Genomic DNA, 19,147 nt, shown 5'->3' with positions numbered 1-19,147 from the left:
TATAGCTAGGGTTTTGAATGGGTGCCATCCGAAAGATCCGATAGTGCTAAACGCAGGAAGCCTGCAGCGAATTCTTCCGGCGGCAGCGGCAAGCTGACGATATAGCCCTGGATCTGCTCACAGCCTTCAGCGGTGAGGAAATGCTGCTGCGCCTGGTTCTCTACCCCTTCGGCAATGATGGTCAGCTGCATGCTCCGGCCGAGGGCGATGATCGCGCGAGTGATCGCAGCGTCGTGCGGGTCGTCGGGCAGGCCGCGGATGAACGACTGGTCGATCTTGAGGATGTCCAGCGGCAGGCGCTTGAGGTAGCTCAGGGATGAATAGCCGGTGCCGAAGTCGTCGATCGCCAGTTGCACGCCGAGCTGCTTGAGCTGATGGAGCACGCTGAGGGCTTCTTCGGCCTGGCTCATGATGAAGTTTTCGGTGATCTCCAGCTGCAGGTCGCCGGCCTTGAGCTGGTAGGTCTTGAGCAGTTGCTCGATGCGCTTGGCCAGGTGGGGCTGGCGCATCTGCGCGCCGGCGAGGTTGATCGACAGCGGGCCGAACGGCTGATAGCGCTTTTGCCACTGGTGCATCTGCCGGCAGGCTTGTTCCAGTACCCAGTCGCCAAGCTGGAGGATGGTGCCGTTCTCTTCAGCGAGGTGGATGAAATGCTCTGGGGAAACATCGCCGAAGGTTGGGTGGTTCCAGCGGATCAGGGCTTCTGCGCCGACCAGGTTTTGTGTCTTGAGGCTGAGCTTGGGCTGGTAGCACAGGCTCAGCTCGTTGCGATCGATGGCGCGGCGCAGTTCGTTTTCCAGGGCCACGCGCACGCTGGCCTGGGCCGTGAGGTCACGGGTGTAGGCTTCGACCCGGTTGCGGCCTTTGGCCTTGGAGCGGTACATCGCAGCGTCGGCGTTGCGGATCAGGCTGGCGACGTCGCTGCCGTCTTGTGGGTAGAGGCTGATGCCGATACTGGCGCTGGTGAAGAACTCGTGTTCGCCGGCCTGGAACGGCGCGCTGAAGCAGGCCAGCAGTTTGTTGGCGATGGCACTGGCGTCACTTGGCTTGTGCAGACCAGGCAGCAGAATGATGAATTCGTCACCGCCCAGGCGGGCTACGGTGTCGACGTCGCGCACCTGTTCCTTGAGGCGCTGGGCAATGCCTTTGAGCAGCAGGTCACCAACCGGGTGGCCGAGGCTGTCGTTGATGTGCTTGAAGCGATCGAGGTCGAGGAACAGCACCGCGCCCTGGCGGTTGGACACCTGCGAGCACTGCAGCGCGGCATGCAGGCGGTTTTCGAACAGGGCGCGGTTGGGCAGGCCGGTCAGTGGGTCGTGATGCGCCTGGTAATCCAGTTTGGCCTGGGCGTGCTTGAGGCTGGAGATGTCGGCAAACACCGCCACGAAGTGAGTGATCTCGCGCTCGCTGTTACGCACCGCGCTGATGGTCAGCCAACTCGGGTACAGGTCGCTGTTCTTGCGTTTGTTGAAGATCTCGCCTTGCCAGTGGCCTTCGGCAGTCAGCTGGTGCCACATGGCAACGTAGAAGGCGCTGTCATGCTGGCCAGAGGCGAGCAGGCGCGGGGTCTGACCGAGGGCTTCGATCTCGCTGTAACCGGTGATCTCGCTGAATGCCCGGTTGACCGCAGTGATGCGCTGATCGGTGTCGGTGATCAACACACCTTCGGCAGTGTTTTCAAACACAGTGGCGGCCAGTTGCAGTTTTTCCTGCATGAGATGGCGTTCGGTGATGTCGCGGGCGATAGTCAGCATGCAGTCGGCGCCGGCAATCGGCAGCGGTCTGGCGGACAGCTCACAGAGGCGAATCTGACCATCGCTGCGGCGAATGTGGCAGCTGAAATCACGCACGAAGCCGTCTTTCTTGAGTTTGCTCAGCAGCAGCTTGCGTTCGTTGAGGTCGACCCAGATGCCCAGGTCCAGCGAGGTTTGGTCAAGGCGCGGGTCAAGGTTGTAGCCGGTCAGGCGGCAGAAGCCTTCGTTGACCTCGAGCAGGAGGCCGTCGCTCTGCCTGGACAGCAGCAAGCCGTCGGGCGAGGCGTGGAAGGCCTTGGCGAATTTCTCTTCGGAGATCTGCAGGCGCTGCTGGGTTTCCTTCAGCTGGCTGATGTCGCGTACGGCCACGACCAGCGCCGGGGTGCCGTCGAGGTCGAAGGTCTCTGCCGAGGTGAGGCCGGTGAACAACTCGCCGTTGCTGCGCCGGAAGCTCATCTCGAGATTGCGAATACCGCCCAGGTGCAAGCGTTCCAGTACGCTCGGGCCGCTGCCGCTGACGCCCCACAGACCAAGCTCGGTAGCGGTACGGCCGATTACCTGATTGGGGCCGAGGCCGATCTGCTCCTCGAATGCTTCGTTGACCTCAAGCAGGCAGCCATCGCTGTGCCGAGCAATCAGGAGGATATCCGGGCATTGCTGGAACACCGAAGCAAACTTCTGCTCGGACAGACGCAAGGCATGCTCGGTACGCTTGGTCTCGCTGATATCGATCATCAGGCCGCGCATCACCGAGCGCTGGCCCTGCTCGATCATGCTGACGATATCGCGCACCCACAGCGTATGGCCATCGGCGCGGATCACGCGGTAGTCGAGGCTGTGATCGCGGCCGGCGGCAGTTTCGCTGTCGCAGTAAGCCTTGGCCCAGAGCGCGTCCTCGGGATGCACGATGCTGCTCCAGAAACCGGGTCTGAGCCAGTCTCCCAGGCTGTAACCGAGCAGGTCTTCGGCGTGGGGCGAGACGTAGCTGTAGGTGAAATCGTTGGCGTCGGCTTCCCATGCGACCGCCGACAGGCTTTCGACCAGGCTGCGGTAATGGTATTCGCTGCTGCGCAGTTCCTGTTCAAGCGCTATGCGCCGGGATATTTCCGAGCTGAGCCGGCGATTGATGCGGATGACGGCAGCGAGAACCAGCATCAGCAGCACAACTGTCGGCAGGCCATAGAGCAGCATGTCGTGCCAGAAGCTGCGCTGATCGACGACGTTGCCGACCCAGCGCTGCTGGATGTCATTGACTTCATCGCTGCTCATATCGGCGATGACTTTGTCGAGGATGGCCACCAGTTGCTTGTTGTCCCGGGGTACGCCCATTGCCAACTGGTAGCGGTAGGGTGTTTCGCCGCTGACGTAGAGGCCATCGAGCTTGAGCTCGCGCAGGCTCCAGATGCTTGAAGCAAGGTCACCGACCACGGCGTCCACTTCGTCGGTCGCCAAGGCTTGCAGGGCCGAGCTGACATTGGGCAGGGCAACCAGATTGAGGTCGGGGTGGTGGGTGCGCAGCAGTTCATGGGGCGCGTAGTTTTCCACCACCGCGATCTTCAGCCCGTACAGATCTTTGAGGGTGCGCGGTTGGCGACCGCCCTCATGGGCCAGAATAACGATCGGGAAGTCCAGGTATGGGCGGGTGAAGGACAGGTAGTTCTGCCGTTCCGGGGTCGACATCACGCCCGGCAGCAGATCGAGTTGATTGTTGCGGGCAAGCTCAAGCACCTCGCTCCAGGTTTTTGGCTCGGTCGGCTTGAGGGTGACGCCAAGACGTTCCTGGATCACATTGATGTAATCGGCGGCCAGTCCCTGGTAGAGGCCCTCCTGATCGCGAAACTCGAACGGGGGCCAGGATGCGTCCACGCCCAGGCGCAGCTGTGGATGGGCGCTGAGCCAGGCTTGCTCGTCTTCGGTCAGGGTCAGGGCGCCGGCCGTTGCGCTCCAGTAAAACAGGATCAGCAACAGTAGGGCCGGCATTTTCGGCATAGCAGCCTCTAGGCAGATAGTCTGAATTCGAGTGTAGCCGTGCATTGCTGCGGGGTGTGAGGGTAAGACGATTAACTTCGGCAGGAATTCAACAGCTGGCGGGATTGCCCCCGACAACTGCGCGGTCAGTGCTGGCACTTTTTCGATGGCCAAGAAAAACCCCGGCCTGGGCCGGGGTTTGTCATCACTCGTCGAGGAAGGAGCGTAGATGCTCGCTTCTGGTCGGGTGGCGCAACTTGCGCAGCGCCTTGGCTTCAATCTGACGAATCCGCTCACGGGTTACGTCGAATTGTTTGCCGACCTCTTCAAGGGTGTGGTCGGTGTTCATGTCGATACCGAAACGCATGCGCAGCACTTTGGCTTCGCGTGCGGTCAGGCCGCCCAGAACATCACGAGTCGCTTCCTTGAGGCTCTCGACGGTAGCTACATCGATTGGCGACTGCATGGTCGAGTCTTCGATGAAGTCACCCAGGTGCGAATCTTCGTCATCACCAATCGGCGTCTCCATGGAGATTGGCTCTTTGGCGATTTTCAGCACCTTGCGGATCTTGTCCTCAGGCATCTCCATACGCTCGCCAAGCTCTTCCGGGGTCGGTTCGCGACCCATTTCCTGCAGCATCTGCCGGGAAATACGGTTGAGCTTGTTGATCGTCTCGATCATATGCACCGGAATACGGATGGTGCGTGCCTGGTCGGCGATCGAGCGGGTGATGGCCTGACGAATCCACCAGGTGGCGTACGTCGAGAACTTGTAACCACGACGGTATTCGAACTTGTCGACCGCCTTCATCAAGCCGATGTTGCCTTCCTGGATCAGATCGAGGAATTGCAGGCCACGGTTGGTGTACTTCTTGGCGATCGAAATCACCAGACGCAGGTTGGCCTCGACCATCTCTTTCTTGGCGCGACGGGCCTTGGCCTCGCCGATCGACATGCGACGGTTGATGTCCTTGATTTCGGCAACGGTCAGACCGGTTTCGTTTTCAAGGTCTACCAGCTTCTGCTGGCAGGCGACGATGGCATCGTTCTTTTCGCCCAGCGCTGCAGCCCACTTGGTGCTGCGCTTGGAGAGGTCACCGCTCCAGGTCTGGTCGACTTCGTTGCCCGGGAACAGGCGCAGGAAGTCGGCACGCGGCATGCGCGCATCACGTACGCACAGCTGCATGATTGCGCGTTCTTGCTGACGCAGACGGTCCAAGGCACCACGAACGCGCTCGACGAGCACCTCGAACTGCTTGGGCACCAGCTTGATCGGCATGAACAGCTCGGCCAGAACCTGCATCGCGCCAATGCTTTCGGCATGGCTGCGACCGTGCTTCTTGAGCACTTTGAGGGTAATCGCGAGCTGATCGGACACGGCGCCGAAGCGCTGCTGGGCGAGGACTGGGTCGGGACCGCTTTCGGTCTCTTCCTCTTCCTCGCTGTCGTCTTTCTCTTCGTCCTCTTCCTCGTCGTCCTTGGCTGCAGCGGCGTTTTTGGCGCCTAGCTGCGGGGCTTCTTCGGACGGCGTGGCGATATTGTCGTCAGGGTCGATGTAACCGCTGAATACGTCGGACAGGCGACCACCTTCGGTGGTGACGCGGGTGTATTCGCCGAGGATGTAGTCGACAGTACCCGGGAAATGGGAGATAGCCCCCATGACCTCACGAATGCCTTCCTCGATCCGCTTGGCGATTTCGATCTCGCCTTCGCGGGTCAGCAGCTCGACAGTACCCATTTCGCGCATGTACATGCGCACCGGGTCGGTCGTGCGGCCGATATCGGTCTCGACAGCAGCCAGTGCTGCGGCGGCTTCTTCGGCTGCGGCCTCATCAGTGTCGGCTTCCGCCAACAACAGGGCATCCGCATCCGGAGCAGTCTCGAATACGTTGATCCCCATGTCGTTGATCATGCGGATGATGTCTTCCACCTGCTCTGGATCTGAAATATCCTCAGGCAGATGGTCGTTGACCTCCGCGTAAGTCAGGTAGCCCTGCTCACGACCGCGGGTGATCAACTCTTTGATACGAGATTGCTGTTGCGCTTTTCCGGACATAACACCCTATCCACTGAAGGTCTTGGCGGGCAAAAAAACAAGCCGAGGATTATACCCGAATAAGGGCCTCACGCGCCAGATGAGGTCGGGTTTTGTGCAGGAACTTTGCGGCTCAGCAGGGCCAAAAGCTGAGATTTTTCCTCTGGACTCAAGTCACTTTGACGCGCTTTGCGCATCAGATGTTCCAGGCTGCGCTCGCGTTGGCGGGCGGATAAGCTAGTAATGGTGTCGAAAAACTGTTGTTCAAGGTTATCGGCATCGATCAGCCATTCCTTTTCTGCCAAGGCGCGCAATAAACGCCCTTGGTCAGTGCCGTGCCAGCGTGCAATCAGTTGCATTGAGCTTAGCTTAGGATTCTTCTGTGCAGCTTCGATCAGCGAAATCAGCAGCTGGTTGTACACATGCTCTTCATCGGCGAAATGGCTGGCGTCTTCGACCTTGCCAGCCAGCAGCGGGTAATGCAGCAGGGTGCGCAAGGCCGACAGCGTTGGCGGTTCGACCGGCGCCGGCACCCGTGGCGGCGCCTCGCGCTGGCCATCCCGTTGCCAGGAATTGCCGCCTTTCTTGTCCCAGGGTTTTTTCTCCCACTGCTTTTTGCCGGCGCCTTTGTTCGGCGTCCATGGCCGCTGCTCTTGCTGCGCGCCGTAGTCGGGCTGGTGCGCGTCGGCATAGTCGGGGGTGTAGCTGGCCATGGCGTCGTAGTCGAAGCCTGGGTCGTAATCGGGCACGCTGGCCGCTGGCGCGTTCTGCGTCAGTTGCTCGACCTGCTGAGTATCCAGCCCGGTGATTTCCTTGAGGCGGTTGCGCATCAATTGGCGCAGGTTGGCGCCGGGGACTTTTTCGATCAGCGGTGCAGCCAGGGTCGCCATGTGCGCCTTGCCTTCCAGTGATCGAGGATCGGCCTCGTTGCTCAATTGCTCGAAAAAGTAATCCGCCAGCGGTTGTGCGTGCTGAATGATGCGCGCGCGGAACGCGTCGGTGCCTTCGGCACGGACCAGGCTGTCCGGGTCCTCGCCTTCGGGCAGGAACAGAAAGCGTGCGCGGCGACCGTCCTGCAGGCTCGACAGCGTCGACTCCAGTGCACGCCAGGCTGCCTTGCGACCGGCCTGATCGCCGTCAAAGCAGAACAGCACGCTGGGCACTACCCGGAACAGGCGCTTGAGGTGCTCTTCGCTGGTGGCAGTGCCGAGGGTCGCTACGGCATTGCGCAGGCCTTGCTGAGCCAGGGCGATGACATCCATGTAGCCTTCGACGACGATGATTTCGTCGAGGCTGCGGTTGTGCTTGCGCGCTTCATACAGGCCGTACAGCTCCTGGCCTTTGTGAAATACCGGGGTCTCCGGCGAGTTCAGGTACTTGGGCTTGTCGTCACCCAGCACGCGGCCGCCAAAGGCGATGATCCGGCCACGGCTGTCGCGGATCGGGAACATCACCCGGTCGCGGAAGCGGTCGTAGCGCTTGCCACTCTCGGCATTCTCGATCAGCAGGCCGGCATCGATCATGACCTTTTGCTGCAGGCTGTCGGCACCCAGGTGCTTCATCAGGTTGTCCCAGCCGGGTGGGGCGAAGCCCAGGCTGAAATCACGGGCGATCTCGCCGGACAGGCCACGACCCTTTAGGTAATCAACGGCCGCCTTGCGCGTCTGATGGCTGCGCAGCGCCTGGCGGTAGTATTCGGCGGCAGCTTCCAGCAAAGGGTACAGCGGCGAGTCGGTCGGTTGACGTGGCTTGTTGCCACGCCGGCCTTCTTCGCGCGGGACTTCCATGCCGGCACTGCGGGCGAGGTCTTCGACGGCCTGGGGGAAGTCCAGGTTGTCGTGGTCCATGACGAAGCCGAGCGCGTTACCGCCGGCGCCGCAACCGAAGCAGTAATAGAACTGCTTGTCGGGGCTGACCGTGAACGACGGCGATTTTTCTTTGTGGAACGGGCAGCAGGCGGAGTAGTTCTTGCCGGTTTTTTTCAGCTGGACGCGCGAACTCACCACGTCGACTATGTCGGTGCGGTTAAGCAGGTCGTCAATGAAGCTCTGGGGAATCAGCCCGGCCATGGCAGTCTCGTCATCGTGCAGTCGGCAAGTCTAATCGCTAACGCAAGGGTGCGGGAATGATGGGTGCGGTGCGATGCAGTGAGGGTCAAGCGAGGGGAGTGTGCGCGTCGCCAGCCACAAGGGCTCGTCAGACAGGGACGGCACGCCTGGTCGCGAGGACCAGTTCTGACGTGTGTTACGGTTGCCGGCTGCTCTAGGTAGCTGGCGCCTCGGGCTCGCGCCTGAGGTTTGAAGCTGCTGCTGCCAACTGCCCGGGGTTAGCCGGGCAGGGCAGAAGCTTTGCGACGAACGTCTGTATTAGTACAGGCGAACGGCGCGGCGCTGTTCGCGCTGCACTTTCTTCGCGTGACGCTTGACTGCAGCAGCAGCCTTGCGCTTACGCTCGGAAGTTGGCTTTTCGTAAAACTCGCGGCTACGCACTTCAGCCAGTACACCGGCTTTTTCGCAGGAGCGCTTAAAACGACGCAGAGCTACGTCGAAGGGTTCGTTCTCTTTTACTTTGACGGCTGGCATCCAGGGCTACCTTCGTTCGTTACCGGGGTAGACGTGCTCCTGACAAAAATAAAGATGCGCTGGAGAACGTCGGTTTTCAAGGGTTGCGGATGTTAACGCTAAGCTGACCGGAATGCAAAGCCTCTGATCGAAAACCGCTGGTCGGCACTGGGCACGGGGACTATCATGCGCGCCTTCGAATTCAGCCTAAACAAGGCACAGACCCATGCTAGTACTGGGATTGGAAACATCCTGCGATGAAACCGGCGTCGCATTATACGACAGTGAACGCGGTTTGCTCGCTGATGCACTGTTCAGTCAAATCGACCTGCACCGCGCCTACGGCGGCGTTGTGCCCGAGCTTGCCTCGCGCGATCACGTCAAGCGCATGCTGCCGTTGATCCGCGAAGTACTGGCGGATGCCGGCGCAGTGGCCAGCGATATCGACGCAATCGCCTACACCGCAGGCCCGGGCCTGGTCGGCGCGCTGCTGGTGGGCGCCTCCTGCGCGCAGTCGATGGCATTTGCCTGGGATATCCCGGCAATCGGCGTGCATCACATGGAGGGTCACCTGCTCGCGCCGATGCTCGAAGAGCAGCCGCCGCAGTTCCCGTTCGTCGCTTTGTTGGTGTCCGGCGGCCATACGCAGCTGGTTCGGGTCGATGGCATCGGCCAGTACCAGTTGCTCGGCGAGAGCCTGGACGATGCCGCCGGCGAGGCCTTCGACAAGACTGCCAAGCTGATCGGCCTGAATTACCCCGGCGGCCCGGAAATCGCCCGCCTGGCCGAGCAGGGTGTGCCGGGGCGCTTCACGTTCCCGCGGCCGATGACCGACCGCCCTGGGCTGGAATTCAGCTTCAGTGGCCTCAAGACCTCAGCGCTGAACACCTGGAACAAGTGCCGTGATGCCGGTGACGACACCGAGCAAACCCGTTGCGACGTGTCGCTGGCGTTCCAGCAGGCGGTAGTCGACACTCTGACCATCAAGTGCAAGCGCGCCCTGCAGCAGACCGGCCTCAAGCGCCTGGTGATTGCCGGCGGGGTCAGTGCCAATACCGCGTTGCGCGCATCGCTGGAAGGCATGCTGGCGACGATCAAGGGCAATGTTTACTACGCGCGTCCGCGCTTTTGCACTGACAACGGCGCGATGATCGCCTATGCCGGTTGTCAGCGTTTGCTGGCCGGGCAGCAGCAGGATCTGGCGATCAGCGTGCAGGCGCGCTGGCCGATGGAGCAGTTGCCGCCGATCTGATCGGTTTTTTTAAGGGTTGGGGCGGCGTCAGAAATGCCGTTCGCGGCCAGCGAACAGGTCGTGCAGGTTGCGCCGATGGCGCCAGACGATGAGTAGCGTCAGCACACTCATCGGCAGCAGCGCCGCCGGCTCGCGCCAGGCCAGCAATGGCAGGGTCAGCGGAGTGGCGATCAATGCGGCGAGCGAGCTGGTGCGGGTCAGGTAGAAGGTCATCAGCCAGGCCGTGATAGCCAGCAAGGCAGCTGGAATGTACAGGGCCAGGAGCACGCCGGCGGCAGTGGCTACGCCCTTGCCGCCACGGAAGCGAAAGTACACCGGGAACAGGTGGCCGATGACCGCGCACAGGCCGATCCAGGCTTGCTGTTGCAGGCCCAGCCCGGCTTGCTCGGCCAGCAGCACGGGCACGATGCCCTTGCACAGGTCGCCCAGCAGGGTCAGGATCGCCATCTTGCGCCCAGCCAGGCGCAGCATGTTGGTCGCCCCGGCATTGCCCGAACCGCTTGAGCGAGGGTCGGGGTTACCGCTGAGGCGGCTCAGAACAATGGCAAAGGACAGCGAGCCAAGCAGGTAGGCGAGCATCGCCAATAACCAAAACATGCTAACTATTCCGGGCGAGGACGCCTTGATTCTAACGGCGCCAGTCGCCCTTGTCGTGCTGTGGAGAGAAGTGCTTGGACAGAGTGTTCATCGAAGGCCTGGAAGTCGATACGGTAATCGGCGCCTACGACTGGGAGCGGGAGATTCGCCAGTGCCTGCGCCTGGACCTGAGTCTGGCGTGGGACAACCGCCCTGCGGCCGCCACTGACGACCTCAACCTGGCCCTGTGCTACGCCACCATCACGGCGCGCATTCAGGCCTTTGCCGAACAGGCGCGGTTCGAACTGGTAGAAACCTTCGCCGAGCGCCTGGTCGCGCTGTTGATGGCCGAATTCAATATCCCCTGGATACGCCTGAAACTGACCAAGCCGGGCGCGGTGCCGGCGGCCCGTGGTGGTGTTGGCGTGGAGATCGAGCGCGGATGTCTCTGAGCACGGTATATCTGGGGCTGGGCAGCAATGTTGAGCGCGAGCGGCACTTGTGTGCGGGGCTCGACGCGCTGGCCAGCTTTCTCGGCGACATGCGTTGCTCGGCAGTATTCGAAAGCCAGGCGGTGGGGATCAAGAGTGGTCCGTTCTACAACCTGGTGGTGACCGGGCAAACCGACCTGCCGCTGCTCGAGCTGGACCGTCGGCTGAAGTTGATCGAGGCGGAAAACGGCCGCTACGCGCCTGAGCGCAAGGGCTTGCCGCTGGATATCGATGTGCTGATGTATGACGATCTGCACGGTAGCTTCGATGGCCTGGAATTGCCGCGGGCGGAGATTCTGAAAAACGCCTTTGTGCTGCTGCCGTTGTCGCAGGTCGCGCCGCAGCTGGTCCATCCCGGTGAGGGCAAGCGCATGGCCCAGCTGTGGCAGGATGCCAACATCGATCAGATATTGGCACCCGTGCCGTTTGAATGGCGCGGCTTGCAGTTGACCCGGACCTGAGCCCCAGTCACAGCGGCATTCAGCGCTGGGTATAGGCTTCCAGTGCCGACAATCGCTGGGCTTTGACCGCCTCGCCCAGCGCTTGCCCGGTCAGGCCTTGCTGGACCAGATCTTTCACTTCTACGGCTTTCGCGGCTGCAGCTGCTCCGCGCAGGTAGGCACTCTGCGAGCAGTCATGCAGCGAGTGTCCATGGGCAATCATCTCGCAGACTGCGATGAAGTCTTCCAGGCGCTGCGGACGGCGATAGACGTCGAACTTCTGCGAAATATTCAGCAACGTGCTGGCATCCAGCGCTGCTGCCTGCTGGTAGTGATGCTGCCATTCGCCTACCAGGCAGGCGAGTTCCTGGCATTCACGAGGTGCCTTGAAACGCTGGCCGACGGCTTTGATGGCTGCACCCAGATCATGGGTCAGGCAGGCCCAGCGTACGTGCAGTGGCTGTTCATGGGCTGCGGCGTGGGCCAACACGGCCAAGGTGGCCTGGCCGCGTTCACCTGGCGTGGCAAACAGCGAATCCAGCTCGGGTAGCAGCTCTTTGAGCGCGCCGCAGGCCCGCAGCACTTCAATGAATACCTGTGGCTGATCTTCCATCAGGGCCCGTTCGATCTCCTTCCAGCTGCGTTCGGCAGTCAGCGCCTGCAGTTCACCGGACTCGGTGATCTGGCGCATCAGCTCAAGCGTCTGGGCGGCCACCGTGAAGCCCAAAGCGGCATAGCGCGCAGCGAACCGCGCAACCCGCAGCACGCGCAGGGGATCTTCGGCGAACGCCGGAGATACATGGCGCAGGATGCGCTGTTCGAGGTCACTCTGGCCGTTGTAGGGATCGTATAGGTTGCCCTGCAGGTCTTCGGCCATGGCATTGATGGTCAGATCGCGGCGGATCAGGTCTTCTTCGAGCGTAACTTCGGGGCTGGCGTGAAAGGTAAAGCCGCCATAGCCGCGTCCGCTCTTGCGTTCGGTGCGCGCAAGTGCGTACTCCTCGCCGGTTTTCGGGTGGATGAAGACCGGGAAATCAGCACCGACCGGGCGATAGCCCAGCGCTTGCATTTGCTCGACCGTTGCACCCACCACCAGCCAGTCGACATCGCTTACCGGCAAGCCGAGCAGGCGGTCGCGCACGGCGCCGCCGACTTTGTAAATCTGCATGTAGAACCTCCATTGCTGGCGACAGGATACCCTGTCGACAGCAATGGAGGTGGCTGAGCTAGAGGTGGTGGATCACCGCCAGGTCCATCCGGCCGTAGTCGCCGGGGTCGCCGTGTTCGCCCCGTGGCGGCATGTGATGGGTCTTCATGATCTGGTCACCTTGCACGGTTTCCAGATGGATATCGAAGCCCCACAAACGGTGCAGGTGCTTGAGGACTTCTTCGGTGGAGTCGCCCAATGGTTTGCGGTTGTGCTGCTGGTGGCGCAGGGTCAGCGAGCGGTCGCCGCGGCGGTCGATGCTCCAGATCTGCACGTTCGGTTCGCGGTTGCCAAGGTTGTACTGCGATGCCAGTTGTTCGCGGATGGTGCGGTAGCCGTCTTCGTCGTGGATTGCAGGCACCAGCAGGTCATCACGCTGGTCGTCGTCAAGGATGCTGAACAGCTTGAGGTCGCGGATTACCTTGGGTGACAGGTACTGCAGAATGAAGCTCTCATCCTTGAAACTGCTCATGGCGAACTTGATGGTAGACAACCAATCGCTGCCGGCAATTTCAGGGAACCAGCGGCGATCTTCATCAGTTGGATGTTCACACATACGCCGAATATCGACGTACATGGCAAAGCCCAGGGCGTAGGGGTTGATGCCACTGTAGTAAGGGCTGTCGAAGCCGGGCTGGAACACCACGCTGGTGTGCGACTGCAAAAACTCCATCATGAAGCCTTCAGTAACCAGGCCTTCGTCGTAGAGGTCATTCATCAAGGTGTAATGCCAGAAGGTTGCCCAGCCTTCGTTCATCACCTGGGTCTGGCGCTGTGGGTAGAAGTACTGGGCAATCTTGCGCACGATGCGCACCACTTCACGCTGCCAAGGCTCAAGCAATGGGGCGTGTTTCTCGATGAAATAGAGGATGTTCTCCTGCGGTTCGGCCGGGAAGCGCGCGTCGTCGCGGTCATTGCCCTTGTCGGCGCCTTTGGGGATGGTCCGCCACAAGTCGTTGATCTGGCGTTGCAGATGTTCTTCACGGTCCTTTTGCCTGCGGCGCTCTTCCTCGGCGGAAATCGGGTAGGGGCGTTTGTAGCGGTCCACGCCGTAATTCATCAAGGCGTGGCAGGAGTCGATCAGGTCCTCCACTGCGTCGATGCCATGGCGCTCTTCACACTGGGCGATGTACTGCTTGGCGAACACCAGGTAATCGATGATCGAGCTGGCATCGGTCCAGGTGCGGAACAGGTAGTTACCCTTGAAGAAGCTGTTGTGGCCGTAGCAGGCGTGAGCAATCACCAGTGCCTGCATGCACATGGTGTTTTCTTCCATCAGGTAGGCGATGCACGGGTCGGAGTTGATCACGATCTCGTAAGCGAGGCCCATCTGCCCCCGGCTGTAGGACTTCTCGGTGCTGAGGAACTGCTTGCCGTAGGACCAGTGGTGGTAACCGAGCGGCATGCCGATCGAGGCATAGGCATCCATCATCTGCTCGGCAGTGATGACCTCGATCTGGTTGGGGTAAGTGTCCAGCGCGTAACGCTCGGCCAGCCGACCGATTTCGCGGTCGTAGGTCTGGATCAGGTCGAACGTCCACTCGGACCCGGTGGAAATCGGTTGGCGTCTCTGTGCTCTGGCGGTCATGTGGCTAACCTGCGCTGGAAGAGTTCACGGAAGACCGGATAGATATCACCGGCCGAGACCAACTGCTGCTGGGCAAAGGTATCCGGGAACGAATCGCCGATGCGCTCGTACTCGTACCACAGCGCCTGGTGCTCACGTGGGGTAATTTCAACGTAAGTGTAGTACTGCACATGCGGCATGATCTGCTTGGAGAGGATCTCGCGGCAGATCGGCGAATCGTCGTTCCAGTTGTCCCCGTCCGAAGCTTGCGCGGCGTAGATGTTCCAGTCGTTGGTCGGATAACGTTCGGCCATGATCTCCTGCATCAGTTTGAGCGCACTGGAGACGATGGTGCCGCCGGTTTCGCGCGAATAGAAGAACTCTTCTTCGTCGACTTCGCGGGCACTGGTGTGGTGACGTATGAACACTACGTCGATGCGGTCGTAGTTCCGCTTGAGAAACAGATACAACAGGATGAAGAAGCGCTTGGCGATGTCCTTGGTGGCCTGGGTCATCGAGCCGGACACGTCCATCAAGCAGAACATCACCGCCTTGGAGCTGGGACTGGGTTGCTTCACCAGCAGGTTGTACTTGAGGTCGAAGGTGTCGAGGAAGGGCAGGCGGTTGATCCGCGCGCTCAACCGCTGGATTTCGGCTTCGACTGCCTGGATATCGGTGAAATTGTCCGGTTCTTCGACTTTCAGTCGTGCCAGCTCCGCCTTGGCCTCACGCAACAGGGCGCGGCTGCTGCCGGTCAGGGCGATGCGCCGGGCATGGGCCGAGCGCAGGGTGCGGATGATGTTGATGCGTGCGGGGTTGCCTTCATTGCTGATCCCGGCGCGGACGGTCTTGTAAGTCTCGGTGCCGGTCAGCTGGCGTTTGACCAGGTTGGGTAGCTCGAGGTCCTCGAACATGAACTCGAGAAACTCTTCCTGAGTGATCTGGAATACGAAGTCGTCCATGCCATCGCCGGAATTACCCGCTTTGCCACGTCCGCCGCCACCGCCGGCGCCGCCTTGCGGCCGCGCGATGTGTTCACCGGCGGTGAATTCCTTGTTGCCTGGATGGACCACGGTCTGCTTGCCGCCGCGGCCATGATGAAGCACCGGTTCGTCGATATCACGCCCGGGGATGCTGATCTGCTCGCCGTGCTCCATGTCCATGATGGAACGACGACTCACCGCCTCTTCGACGGCCTTCTTGATGTGGTCACGGTACCGGCGCAGAAAACGCTGGCGGTTGACCGTGCTCTTGTTCTTGCCGTTCAGGCGTCGGTCGATTACGTAGCTCATGGTCTCTCCGCTGACAACAGCTGCAGGCTTGACGCTGCACGAAACAGCCACCACCAGTACCGCAGGCTGTGGCGCAACGTCGAAACGGTGCGCTGCACAGCGTGCGGTCTGGGCCGTCTAGCTAGCCGCTTACTGCGATTTCCTGACCCGCAGGTACCATTCCGAAAGCAGGCGCACCTGCTTGTCGGTGTAGCCACGCTCCACCATCCGGGTGACGAAGTCGTTGTGCTTCTGCTGGTCCTCTTTGCTGGCCTTGGCGTTGAAGCTGATGACCGGCAGCAGGTCCTCGGTGTTGGAGAACATTTTCTTCTCGATCACCACCCGCAGTTTTTCGTAGCTGAGCCAGGTTGGGTTCTTGCCGTTGTTGTTGGCGCGGGCACGCAACACGAAGTTGACGATCTCGTTGCGGAAGTCCTTCGGATTGCTGATGCCGGCCGGTTTCTCGATCTTCTCCAGCTCCTCGTTGAGGGCAATCCGGTTGAGGATTTCGCCGGTTTCCGGGTCGCGATACTCCTGGTCCTGAATCCAGAAGTCTGCGTACAGCACATAACGGTCGAAGATGTTCTGGCCGTACTCGCTGTAGGACTCGAGGTAGGCGGTCTGGATTTCCTTGCCGATGAACTCGATATAGCGTGGTGCCAGGTACTCTTTGAGGAAGCGCAGATAGCGTTCACGCACCTCGGCCGGGAATTGCTCCTGCTCGATCTGCTGCTCCAGTACATACAGCAGGTGTACCGGGTTGGCCGCTACCTCGTGGGCGTCGAAGTTGAACACCTTGGACAGGATCTTGAACGCGAAGCGGGTCGACAGACCGTTCATGCCCTCGTCGACACCGGCCGAATCGCGGTACTCCTGGATCGACTTGGCTTTTGGATCGGTGTCCTTTAGGTTCTCGCCGTCGTAGACGCGCATCTTCGAGTAGATGTTGGAGTTTTCCGGCTCCTTGAGGCGCGACAGCACAGTGAACTGGGCCAGCATCTTCAAGGTATCGGGCGCGCAATGCGCCTTGGCCAGCGAGCTGTTGAACAGCAGCTTGTCGTAGATCTTGATCTCGTCACTGACGCGCAGGCAGTACGGCACCTTGACGATGTAGATCCGGTCGATGAACGCTTCGTTGTTCTTGTTGTTACGGAAGGTGTGCCACTCCGATTCGTTGGAGTGAGCCAGCAGAATCCCGGAGTAGGGGATCGCCCCCAGGCCTTCGGTACTGTTGTAGTTACCTTCCTGAGTAGCTGTCAGCAGTGGGTGCAGGACCTTGATCGGCGCCTTGAACATCTCGACGAATTCCATCAGGCCCTGGTTGGCCCGACACAATGCGCCCGAGTAGCTGTAGGCGTCGGCGTCGTTCTGCGGGAATTCCTCGAGCTTGCGGATATCCACCTTGCCGACCAGTGCCGAGATGTCCTGGTTGTTTTCGTCACCGGGTTCGGTCTTGGCCACGGCGATCTGATTGAGGATCGACGGGTACAGCTTGACCACCTTGAACTGGCTGATGTCGCCCCCGAACTCAGCCAGCCGCTTGGTCGCCCAGGGCGACATGATGGTGTTCAGATAACGCCGTGGGATGCCGAAGTCTTCTTCGAGAATGGCGCCGTCTTCTGTCGCATTGAACAGACCCAGCGGCGACTCGAAGACCGGCGAGCCCTTGATCGCATAGAACGGTACTTTTTCGATCAGTTGCTTGAGCTTCTCGGCCAGCGACGACTTACCGCCACCTACCGGACCGAGCAAATAAAGGATCTGTTTCTTCTCTTCCAGACCCTGCGCAGCATGGCGGAAGTAGGAGACTATCTGATCGATGCACTCTTCCATGCCATGGAAGTCGGCAAAGGCCGGATAGCGCCGGATCACCTTGTTGGAGAAGATGCGCGACAGCCGTGAGTTGGTGGAGGTATCGATCACCTCCGGTTCACCGATGGCCAGCAACAGCCGTTCGGCCGCCGAGGCGTACGCGCTGCGGTCCTGCTTGCACAGCTCCAGGTATTCCTGCAGCGTCAACTCTTCCTGACGGGTTGACTCGAAACGTTGTTGGAAGTGGCTAAAAATACTCATGACGTCACCTCGCTCGATACGTGGAGCCGACGCCGGATCAATCAGTTGATGCTGGCAGCTGCCGGATTTCGCCGGCCGCTGTGTACCCCCCAGAACACCCTTGAAGCGCTACCGATGACCCGCACGCCGGTGTACCGGCTCTCCCCTTTTTGGATGGCCTGAGCTTAAGAGTAGTTGGTTCTGCGCAAGGGCAAGGGCGCTAGGCCGAGAAGTTTGCCGCGACCGTTCGTCAGGTCTGGCGCAGCCCGCACGGGGCGCGGGCTGCAGGCTAAGTGAAAATTTATTCGGCGGAGCTGGTAGCGGTCTCGGCGGGGTAGGTATTGCGCCACAGTTCAAAGCCGCCATCGAGGCTGTAGACGTCGGAGAAACCCTGGCCAATCAGGTACGCGGCAGCGCTCTGGCTGGAGTTGCCGTGGTAGCAGACAACGACGGTGGGTTTGTCCAGATCGGCGGCGCGGATGAAGTCGCTGATCGAGTGGTTATCCAGGTGCTGAGCGCCATCGATGTGGCCAGCGGCGTAGGCCTGCGGGTCACGGATGTCGACCACGACTGCACCTTGCTCGCGCAGGGCCTGAGCCTGCTCGGGAGGGATGCGCTTGAATTCGCTCATGGCGAGGTTCCTTCTGGGCTGATCGTTGAGTTTAGCTGACTGACCGGCGGGCGCGGGGTCCCGTCGTCGGCGCAGTCACAGCGGTGCATTTCGCCACTGTCGACGTTGTACAGGGTCATCGCGCCGCCCCACACGCAGCCGGTGTCCAGCGCCACTACGCCAGGGGCGTCGGCTTGCCCTTCGAGGGCGGCCCAGTGGCCGAAGATGATCTGCACATGCCGGGAGCGGCGGTCTTTGTGCGCGAACCAGGGCTTGTAGCCCTTGGGTGCAGTGTCCAGGCCTTCTTTGCTTTTCAGGTCTAGTTTGCCTGCGGCGGTGCAGAAGCGCATGCGGGTGAAGTAGTTGGTGATCACACGCAGGCGATCGACCCCGCTGAGGTCCTTGCTCCACTTGTTCGGCTCGTTGCCGTACATACCGTCCAGATAGAGTTTGAGTCGGGTGTCGTCGCGCAGTACCTGCTCTACCTCGGCAGCCAGTTCAAGGGCTTTGCCTAGGGTCCATTGAGGTGGGATACCGGCATGCACCAGGGCAACGCCGCGCTGCTCGTCGTAATGCAGCAGTTTTTGCCGGCGTAGCCAGTCGAGCAACTGATCGGCATCTGGCGCCTCGAGAATCTCGCGCAGGGTGTCGCTTTTTTTCAGGCGCTCGACATTGTGCCAGGCCGCCAGCAGGTGCAGGTCGTGGTTGCCCAGCACGCACACCAGCGAGTCGCGCATGGCGTACAGGTAACGCAGTGTTTCCAGCGATTCGGGGCCGCGGTTGACCAGGTCACCGACCAGCCACAAGCGGTCGACAGCTGGATTGAAGCGCACGCGCTCGAGCAGGCACTTGAGCGGCTGCAGGCAGCCTTGCAGATCACCGACGGCGTACACAGCCATCAGTGCAGCGACCCAGGTACAGCCAGGCGGAAGGGGGCGATGGTGGCATCGAAGCGCTTACCGTCTTCGGCGAACATCTGATAGCTGCCCTGCATGGCACCGACGTGGGTGCTGATCACCGCTCCGCTGCTGTAGGTGTGGCTCTGCCCAGGCGCGATCAGCGGTTGCTGGCCCACCACACCAGCCCCGCGCACTTCTTCGACTTCGCCATTGCCATTGGTGATCAGCCAGTGCCGTGACATCAGCTTGGCTGCGACCGTGCCACTGTTCTGCACGGTAATGGTGTAGGCGAACGCAAAGCGCTCGTTGTCGGGGTCGGACTGTTCTTTGAGGTAGCGGGTGACGACGCTAACGTCGATCAGGTATCGAGGGTCGGACATGCAATGGCCTTGAGCAAACACGCGATTACGGCAGTGCATGCAGTCTAGGCTATCGGCGGGGCGGGAGGCCAGTCGTGTCGCAGC

The 19,147-nt window shown here is 60.8% G+C and carries 15 protein-coding genes; 3 read left to right on the top strand and 12 right to left on the bottom strand.

Going from position 1 to position 19,147, the window contains the following annotated elements:
* Window positions 1-5: 5 nt before the first annotated feature.
* From AC58X1_RS16990 to rpsU, 4 genes are all read right to left on the bottom strand, one after another.
* The gene (locus AC58X1_RS16990) at window positions 6-3,743 is read right to left on the bottom strand and encodes a bifunctional diguanylate cyclase/phosphodiesterase (protein ID WP_150572895.1); all 3,738 of its coding nucleotides are present in this window, start codon (window positions 3,741-3,743) and stop codon (window positions 6-8) included.
* Window positions 3,744-3,927: 184 nt separating this feature from the next.
* Window positions 3,928-5,778 carry an RNA polymerase sigma factor RpoD gene (rpoD, locus tag AC58X1_RS16985; protein WP_101322402.1) on the bottom strand — a complete coding sequence of 617 codons (1,851 nt, stop codon included), beginning with the start codon at window positions 5,776-5,778 and terminating at the stop codon, window positions 3,928-3,930.
* A gap of 68 nt (window positions 5,779-5,846) precedes the next feature.
* Complete coding sequence (gene dnaG / locus AC58X1_RS16980) at window positions 5,847-7,826, bottom strand: DNA primase (protein ID WP_497429196.1); 1,980 nt, start codon at window positions 7,824-7,826, stop codon at window positions 5,847-5,849.
* A 297-nt stretch (window positions 7,827-8,123) separates the two neighbouring features.
* Window positions 8,124-8,339 carry a 30S ribosomal protein S21 gene (gene rpsU, locus AC58X1_RS16975; protein ID WP_002551877.1) on the bottom strand — a complete coding sequence of 72 codons (216 nt, stop codon included), beginning with the start codon at window positions 8,337-8,339 and terminating at the stop codon, window positions 8,124-8,126.
* A gap of 205 nt (window positions 8,340-8,544) precedes the next feature.
* On the opposite strand from rpsU, the gene tsaD reads away from it, so the two are divergent.
* Window positions 8,545-9,570 (top strand): tRNA (adenosine(37)-N6)-threonylcarbamoyltransferase complex transferase subunit TsaD, encoded by a 1,026-nt coding sequence (gene tsaD / locus AC58X1_RS16970; protein WP_101322400.1) that lies wholly within the window; start codon window positions 8,545-8,547, stop codon window positions 9,568-9,570.
* Between the two features lie 27 nt (window positions 9,571-9,597).
* Here the strand turns inward: tsaD and plsY are convergent, their stop codons facing one another.
* A complete protein-coding gene (gene plsY, locus AC58X1_RS16965; protein WP_497429195.1) occupies window positions 9,598-10,167 on the bottom strand; it encodes a glycerol-3-phosphate 1-O-acyltransferase PlsY in 570 nt (189 codons plus the stop codon).
* A 74-nt stretch (window positions 10,168-10,241) separates the two neighbouring features.
* Here plsY and folB point away from each other — a divergent pair, with 74 nt between their 5' ends.
* Both folB and folK read left to right on the top strand, forming a co-directional pair.
* Window positions 10,242-10,598 (top strand): dihydroneopterin aldolase, encoded by a 357-nt coding sequence (gene folB / locus AC58X1_RS16960; protein WP_101322398.1) that lies wholly within the window; start codon window positions 10,242-10,244, stop codon window positions 10,596-10,598.
* A complete protein-coding gene (folK, locus tag AC58X1_RS16955; RefSeq protein WP_497429194.1) occupies window positions 10,589-11,098 on the top strand; it encodes a 2-amino-4-hydroxy-6-hydroxymethyldihydropteridine diphosphokinase in 510 nt (169 codons plus the stop codon). The genes folB and folK overlap by 10 nt, the downstream gene beginning before the upstream one ends.
* A 19-nt stretch (window positions 11,099-11,117) precedes the next feature.
* Here the strand turns inward: folK and AC58X1_RS16950 are convergent, their stop codons facing one another.
* The 7 genes from AC58X1_RS16950 to apaG all read right to left on the bottom strand — a co-directional run bounded on the left by AC58X1_RS16950 (window position 11,118) and on the right by apaG (window position 19,063).
* Window positions 11,118-12,245, bottom strand: coding sequence for a multifunctional CCA addition/repair protein (locus AC58X1_RS16950; RefSeq protein ID WP_497429193.1), 1,128 nt, complete (start codon window positions 12,243-12,245; stop codon window positions 11,118-11,120).
* Window positions 12,246-12,303: 58 nt separating this feature from the next.
* Window positions 12,304-13,872, bottom strand: a complete 1,569-nt coding sequence (locus AC58X1_RS16945; protein ID WP_101322395.1) for a SpoVR family protein — start codon at window positions 13,870-13,872, stop codon at window positions 12,304-12,306.
* Entirely contained in the window at window positions 13,869-15,143 is a 1,275-nt protein-coding gene (locus AC58X1_RS16940) for a YeaH/YhbH family protein (protein ID WP_101322394.1), read from the bottom strand. Before AC58X1_RS16940 ends, AC58X1_RS16945 begins: the two co-directional genes overlap by 4 nt.
* 129 nt (window positions 15,144-15,272) lie before the next feature.
* Complete coding sequence (locus tag AC58X1_RS16935; protein ID WP_101322393.1) at window positions 15,273-17,195, bottom strand: PrkA family serine protein kinase; 1,923 nt, start codon at window positions 17,193-17,195, stop codon at window positions 15,273-15,275.
* A gap of 280 nt (window positions 17,196-17,475) precedes the next feature.
* Complete coding sequence (glpE, locus tag AC58X1_RS16930; RefSeq protein WP_101322392.1) at window positions 17,476-17,805, bottom strand: thiosulfate sulfurtransferase GlpE; 330 nt, start codon at window positions 17,803-17,805, stop codon at window positions 17,476-17,478.
* Entirely contained in the window at window positions 17,802-18,683 is an 882-nt protein-coding gene (locus AC58X1_RS16925; protein ID WP_103435195.1) for a symmetrical bis(5'-nucleosyl)-tetraphosphatase, read from the bottom strand. Before AC58X1_RS16925 ends, glpE begins: the two co-directional genes overlap by 4 nt.
* A complete protein-coding gene (gene apaG, locus AC58X1_RS16920; RefSeq protein ID WP_101322390.1) occupies window positions 18,683-19,063 on the bottom strand; it encodes a Co2+/Mg2+ efflux facilitator ApaG/CorD in 381 nt (126 codons plus the stop codon). Before apaG ends, AC58X1_RS16925 begins: the two co-directional genes overlap by 1 nt.
* Window positions 19,064-19,147: the final 84 nt, after the last annotated feature.

The sequence above is a fragment of the Pseudomonas sp. PGPR N4 genome (assembly GCF_059693665.1).
The sequence above is the reverse complement of the archived record's forward strand: the minus strand, read 5'-3'. Positions and strand labels throughout refer to the sequence as shown.